General features: G+C 65.2%; 8 protein-coding genes. 4 read left to right on the top strand and 4 right to left on the bottom strand.

The features are described from left to right. Positions 1–711 (bottom strand): 3-oxoacyl-ACP reductase FabG, encoded by a 711-nt coding sequence (gene fabG, locus CXY77_RS19700; protein WP_092340124.1) that lies wholly within the window; start codon positions 709–711, stop codon positions 1–3. 169 nt (positions 712–880) lie between these two features. Between fabG and CXY77_RS19705 the strand changes: the two genes are divergently transcribed. Genes CXY77_RS19705 through CXY77_RS19715 form a run of 3 tightly spaced genes read left to right on the top strand, consistent with a single transcriptional unit; the run spans position 881 to position 2,288 of the window. Then, positions 881–1,174, top strand: a complete 294-nt coding sequence (locus tag CXY77_RS19705; protein WP_092340123.1) for a DUF3099 domain-containing protein — start codon at positions 881–883, stop codon at positions 1,172–1,174. A 29-nt stretch (positions 1,175–1,203) separates the two neighbouring features. Next, positions 1,204–1,443, top strand: a complete 240-nt coding sequence (locus CXY77_RS19710; RefSeq protein ID WP_092340122.1) for a hypothetical protein — start codon at positions 1,204–1,206, stop codon at positions 1,441–1,443. Then, a complete protein-coding gene (locus CXY77_RS19715) occupies positions 1,440–2,288 on the top strand; it encodes an SURF1 family protein (protein WP_104130771.1) in 849 nt (282 codons plus the stop codon). The genes CXY77_RS19710 and CXY77_RS19715 overlap by 4 nt, the downstream gene beginning before the upstream one ends. A 6-nt stretch (positions 2,289–2,294) precedes the next feature. Here CXY77_RS19715 and CXY77_RS19720 read toward each other — a convergent pair whose 3' ends face one another. From CXY77_RS19720 to CXY77_RS19730, 3 genes are all read right to left on the bottom strand, one after another. Next, entirely contained in the window at positions 2,295–3,536 is a 1,242-nt protein-coding gene (locus tag CXY77_RS19720; RefSeq protein ID WP_233197535.1) for a glycosyltransferase, read from the bottom strand. A gap of 58 nt (positions 3,537–3,594) precedes the next feature. Further along, positions 3,595–5,193 carry an ABC-F family ATP-binding cassette domain-containing protein gene (locus CXY77_RS19725; RefSeq protein WP_092340119.1) on the bottom strand — a complete coding sequence of 533 codons (1,599 nt, stop codon included), beginning with the start codon at positions 5,191–5,193 and terminating at the stop codon, positions 3,595–3,597. Positions 5,194–5,300: 107 nt separating this feature from the next. After that, the gene (locus CXY77_RS19730; RefSeq protein WP_104130773.1) at positions 5,301–5,930 is read right to left on the bottom strand and encodes a TetR/AcrR family transcriptional regulator; all 630 of its coding nucleotides are present in this window, start codon (positions 5,928–5,930) and stop codon (positions 5,301–5,303) included. Positions 5,931–5,984: 54 nt separating this feature from the next. Here CXY77_RS19730 and CXY77_RS19735 point away from each other — a divergent pair. After that, on the top strand, positions 5,985–6,350 hold a 366-nt coding region (locus CXY77_RS19735; RefSeq protein ID WP_140425589.1), incomplete at its 3' end, for a DUF222 domain-containing protein.

Consider the following 6,350-nt stretch of genomic DNA (forward strand, 5'->3'; position numbering starts at 1 on the left):
CTAGTGGCCCATGCCCAGGCCGCCATCCACAGGAATGACGGCACCCGAAATGTACGCGGCGTCATCGCCGGCCAGCCAGGTGACGACGCGAGCGACTTCTAACGGAGTGGCAAAACGGCCGGCCGGAATATTGCGCTTGTAGTCGGCCTGCTGTGCTTCGGGCAGGGCGGCGGTCATGTCGGTCTCGATGAAACCGGGAGCGACGACGTTGGCCGTGATCCCACGGGCACCGAGCTCTCGCGTGACCGAGCGGGCCAGGCCAACCAGGCCGCTCTTCGACGCCGAGTAGTTCACCTGCCCGGCAGAGCCATAGAGACCGACAACGCTCGAGATGAGAACGATGCGTCCGAAGCGAGCCTTCAGCATCCCCTTGCTGGCACGCTTGACGACGCGGAATGCGCCGCTGAGGTTGGTGTCGATGACCGAGGTGAAGTCATCCTCCGACATGCGCATGAGCAGGGTGTCGCGGGTGATCCCGGCGTTGGCCACGACGACCTCGACCGGGCCGTAGGTCGCTTCGATCTGGGTGAACGCGGCATCGATCGACGCGGCATCCGTTACGTCGGCACGTACGGTGAGGCTGCCGGCCGGTCCGTGCCCGGACCGCGAAGTGACGGCCACGCGGTGTCCTTGGGCGAGGAATTCTTCCGCGATGGCAAATCCGATGCCGCGGTTGCCGCCGGTGACGAGCACTGTTCGAGCCGTTGTCATGAAGTTCCAAGTCTGTTGATTGCTGTGATGTGGGGGTTGCAGGGTGCAACACTACGAAATACCCGGCAGATTCAAGTTTAAGGCGTGCGACAATCCGGCCGTACAGACGTAGGCTTATTGAGGTGGATTTTCCCCCAGTGAAGAAACCGACGACGAACCCGATGGACCTATGAAGCAGCAGTCGATCACCTCGCTCCCCGCCTCCCCGGAGGTCGAACGACGCAACCGGATGATCAAATATTCCATTGCAATGGGCGTGCGTGTCATTTGCATTGTGCTGATGCTTTTTGTGCAGGGCTGGTGGCTGGTGATCTGCGCACTCGGTGCCATTCTTCTTCCGTACTTCGCCGTCGTGGTCGCGAACGTGAAGATTGCGCCCCGCGGAGCCGAAGTATTGCGGCCTGGTGGCGTCGAGATCTATACCGGCACCGACACCCGTTCCTCCGACGACGAGGTCAAGTGAGTGCTCGCGCGGCTGCTTCACCCGGCCCCATGATCGGGCTGGGCGCGCCCCTGCAATCCTCAACCTGCTCGCGGGCCGACTGTCGCAATACGGGAACGTGGCGGCTGGACTGGCGCAACCCGCGCATCCACTCGAGCGATCGGGTCAAAACCTGGCTGGCCTGCGATGAGCACGTCGACTACCTGCGGGAATTTCTGGCCGCGCGCGATTTTCCCCTCACTGTGAGCCCGCTTGACACCTCACCAGAGCCCGCCGGAGATGCGCGATGACGGGCTGGAAGTTCGCCTTCAGCCGCCGCTGGGCCGGGTATCTCGCGCTCACCATACTCTTTGCGGCGGTGTGTTCCGGCCTCGGCGCGTGGCAGCTTGCCCGGCGCGACGAGGCCCTCACCGAACTGTTCAAGATCGACTCCAACTTCGACTCAAACCCGGTCCCGGTCACCGAGGCGCTGCCCGACCTGACCGCCTTTGACGAATCCCAAAAGTGGATGCCGGTGGAACTGAAAGGCACCTACCTCACCGCCGACGAGATGCTCGCGCGCAACCGCCCGCTCAACGTCAATCCGGGCTTTGAGGTGCTGACCCCGCTGCTGCTCACCGACGGCACCATCTTCATCGTCGACCGCGGCTGGCTGCCCACCGGGCAGGAACAGGACGCACCCGACACGGTGCCGGCTCCGCCGAGCGGAACGGTGACCGTTGTCGCCCGGCTCAAGGCCAGCGAACCCGACCTCCCAGGCCGTACCGCCAACGGCGACCAGGTCGCGACGATCAATCTCACCACCATTGCCGCGCGGCTCGACCAGCCCACCTATACCGGCGCTTATGGCCTGATGGACACCGAGAGCCCGGCCGCTACCGAGAAGCGCCCGGCCGCCGTCGTGAAGCCGATCCGCGACGAAGGCCCGCACCTCTCGTATGCGTTCCAGTGGTTCGTTTTCGGCCTCCTCGCCTTCATCGGCCTCGGTTGGGCGCTGCGCGAGGAATATCGCAGTGTGAACGCCGAAGATCCCGACGAACGCGAACGCGCCGATGAGCGTGCCCGCAAACGGGCGGCGAAACCGCGCAATGACGCCGAGATCGAGGATGAGCTGCTCGACCGGCAGCTGACCTAGAGCACTTCAGGCGACTGCACGGTCGTGCTGCCGGGCCTCGATCGGCTCATCGAGGAGTGCACGGTAGACCCGGACCAGAGACGCTGCCGAGCGAGTCCAGTCCAGCCGAAGCGCATGCTCGCGAGCGGCCTGGGCCAGTTCGCCCGCCCGCGTCGGGTCGGTTAGGATCTGCGCCATCGCATCGGCCCAAACCTGCGGATCGCGGGAGTCCAGAACGAGTCCGGTGATTCCGTCGACGACCGCCTCGCGCAATCCCCCGGCCGCCGAAGCAACGACCGGTACGCCGCTCGCGGCCGCTTCCAGTGCCACCAGACCGTAGGTCTCCGAGTGCGACGGTACGAGCACCAGGCGGGCACCGCGAAACAGTTCTGCCAGGTTCGCGTGGGACTGTGCACCGACAAATCGAATGTCGGACAGGCCGGCCCCTTCAGCGAGCTGGCGGAGCTCCTCAACGTAACCGGCATAGTCGACCGAGGCATCGCCGGCAATTACCAGCTCGGGTCGGCGGTCCTGTGGAAGCGCTGCGATGGCGTGAATGGCCAGATCAAGGCCTTTCAGCGGCTGTAGCCGTGCCGCGACGACGACGTAGCCGTCGGTGGTCGCACTGGCCGGTGGCTGGCGAAGACGCGCTGGTGAAAACAGCCGGCTGTCCACTCCCGGGAGCACAGTGCTGGTTCGGTTAGCCCGGCCCCCGAGCCGCCCGGAAATCGTAGCGGCCTCGGCCGCACTGATCGCGACCAGGGAATCCGATTCGCGAGCGAGCCAGGCCTCGCCGAGCATCCGTCCCGGCGATTCGGCTCGTTCGCCGGCCGACAGCGGGCTACCGTCCTCGGCGGCGATGCTGTGAAAGCTTTGCACGTGCGGAATGCCCCAGGTTCGCGCGACCGGCAGCGCGGCCATGCCGGAGAACCAGTGATGCGAGTGGATGATGTCGTACGGTTCGAGGGCGGCCAGTTCGGCCGAGAAATCACCGATGAACGCTTCGTGCTCGCCCTTGCTCACCGGAACGGCCGGGCCAGCATCGAGAAACTGCAGGGTCACGCGCGGCGCAAGCCGCTGCCGGTGGGGCTGCGCGGCGGACGACCGTCGGGTGAGGATAGTCACCGTGTGACCGAGCGCTCCGAGAGCCTCGGCCTGGTGACGCACCACCACGTTCATTCCGCCGGCGTCGCCCGCGCCCGGATCGGTACCCGGCGAGGTGTGCAGGCAGACCAGCGCGATGCGCAATGGTTTTTCGAGCGGGAACACGCACGGGTCCTTTTCTTCAGGCGAACCGGCACCACCCATGCCGAATCAGTGTGGGTGGTTAGGACAGCTCGATCAGGTCGAGGTAGTCCTTGTTCCAGTGGTCCTCCGTGCCCTCGGGCATGATCAGCACGCGCTCGGGGTTGAGAGCCTGTACGGCACCCTCATCGTGGCTGACCAGAACGACGGCGCCGGCATAGTGCGCGAGGGCGTCGAGGATCTCTTCGCGGCTGGCCGGGTCGAGGTTGTTAGTGGGCTCGTCGAGCAGCAGCACGTTGGCGCCGGAGACCACGATCATGGCCAGGGCCAGTCGGGTCTTCTCGCCACCGGACAGCACACCGGCGGGCTTGTTGGAGTCGTCACCGGTGAACAGGAACGAACCGAGTACACGGCGGGCTTCCATCTCGGTGATGCTGGGCGAGGACGAGACCATGTTCTCCAGCACGCTGCGCTTGACGTCGATGGTCTCGTGTTCCTGCGCGTAGTAGCCGATGCGCAGGCCGTGGCCGGGTTCGATCGAGCCAGTATCGGACTCGTCGACACCGGCGAGCATGCGCAGCAGCGTGGTCTTGCCTGCACCGTTGAGGCCGAGGATGACCACCTTGGAGCCACGGTCGATCGCGAGGTCGACGGCCGTGAAGATCTCGAGCGAACCATAGCTTTTCGACAGGTCCTTGGCCATGAGCGGTGTACGACCACAGGGTGCCGGCTCTGGAAAGCGCAGCTTGGCGACGCGTTCGACGGCACGCACGGCGTCCAGCCCGGAAAGGAGCTTCTCGGCGCGCGCCACCATCTGGTGGGCGGCGGCGGCCTTGCTGGCCTTTGCGCCGAACTTAGCGGCCTGAAGTTGCAGGGTCGAGGCCTTCTTCTCCGCGTTGGAGCGTTCCTTCTTGCGACGGTCGGCATCCGCTGTGCGCTGGAGCAGGTAGTTCTTCCAGTTCATGTTGTAGATGTCAATCATCATGCGGTTGGCATCGAGGTAGAACACTCGGTTGACCGTTTCGCCGACGAGCTCGATGTCGTGGCTGATGATGATGCAGCCGCCCTTGTAGTTCTTGACGAATTCGCGCAGCCAGGCCACCGAGTCGGCGTCGAGGTGGTTGGTCGGTTCGTCGAGGATCATCATCTCGGCGGCCGAGAACAGAATGCGGGCGAGCTCAATGCGACGACGCTGACCACCAGAGAGAGTGCTGAGGGCCTGGTCGAGAATGTGGTCCGGCAGTTTCAAGTTGCTGGCGATCGAGGCGGCTTCGGCCTCAGCGGAGTAGCCGCCCAGTCCGTTGAACTCGTCGGTCAGCCGACCATACTTCTTCATGGCGGCTGCGGCGATCTTGGGATCGGGGTCGGCCATGGCCATGCTGGACTCGTGCATGCCGAGGGCGATGGTACCGAGGCCACGGGCATCCAGAATTCGGGTGCGGGCGAGCATGGACGGGTCGCCGGCGCGCGGGTCCTGGGGCAGGTAGCCGATCTCCCCCGAGTGACTGATCGAACCCTTGGTCGGGTTCGTCTCCCCCGCGAGCGTCTTCGTCAGGGTCGTCTTTCCGGCGCCGTTACGGCCGACGAGGCCGATCTTGTCGCCGCTCGCGACGCGGAAGTTGACGCCCTCCATGAGCACGCGGGCTCCAACGCGGATTTCGAGATCTTGCACGTTGAGCACAGCAATAGTCCATTCGAAGTGTTTGTACGGGTGTGAAGTGTGAGTTGGCCGAAGCGGTCCAACTCACTAGTATATTTGCCTTCAGGCTGTGCTCGGCACACGGGCGCCTACAGCAGGGCAGCCAGGAGCGATTTTTCCAGCCAGTTCAGGTAGGCCTCGGTCGACCAGCCGAGCGACAGAACGAGCGAGCGATAAGTGTGCGGATGGGCCAGCGCCCACATCGTCGCCGCGGCTTCGTGATCGCTCAGCCCTCCTCGCAGGCCGCGCTTCTCGCGCAGTGCTGCCGCCACCTCGCCGAAGCCGTGCAGCCGTGCAGCATCGCGCTTCTGCTCGAATTCCCCCACATCCGGATCGACCACGGCAGCTTCGCTGACGATGCGCAGAATGCCCGAGGTGCGCTCATTCACGAGTGCGCTCGACCGCGCCAGAATACGGATGACCTCGGTCGCGGTACGCGCTTCGGCCATGCGTTCCCGGGTCGTGCCCGACAACAGCGCCGGTGCCCCCGGCTCAGTGGCGACCCGGTCGAGAACCGCGGCCAGCAGTTCGGCCTTGGACCCCACCGAGTTGTAGATCGTCTGCACGACCACGCCCGCCTCCCCCGCAATCGCCGCCACAGACGTACCGACATAGCCGCGCTCGAGCATGAGGCGCCCGGCCGCCATGACGATCTCCGCCCGCGTACTGGCCGCATGGGCCGCGCGCCGCCGTATCGCTCCGTTTTCCCCTGTATTCATACAACTAGCATACCGTTCTAGTCACTAGATCTAGCTGCCAGTGAGGATGCTGTTTTGGGAATTCGTCGTATGGTCGAGCGGCCCGATACTCTCACCGCGCTCCGCACTGGGGACATCTCCCTCCGCCACGCCCGCCGGCTGCTCGACCAGCTGGGTTCCGTGCCGCGGCCCGCCCGCGACGCGCTGGAGGCGGTATTGCTGCCGCACGCCAAACGCCTCACCCCCACCCAGTTCGAGGGCAAGGCCCGCAAAGTGCGAGAACGGTTCCACCCCGACAGCATCACCGTGCGCCGCGCCAAATGCCTCTCCGACCGCAAGGTGCTGTTCTTCCCCGACAAGGACGGCATGGCCACCCTCTGGCTGCGCGGTGCGGGTGACGACCTGCAGGGCATCTACACCCGCGTCACCGACGCCGCCCTC

Origin of the sequence: Cryobacterium sp. N21 (genome assembly GCF_002929575.1) — a bacterium.
GTDB lineage: Bacteria > Actinomycetota > Actinomycetes > Actinomycetales > Microbacteriaceae > Cryobacterium > Cryobacterium flavum.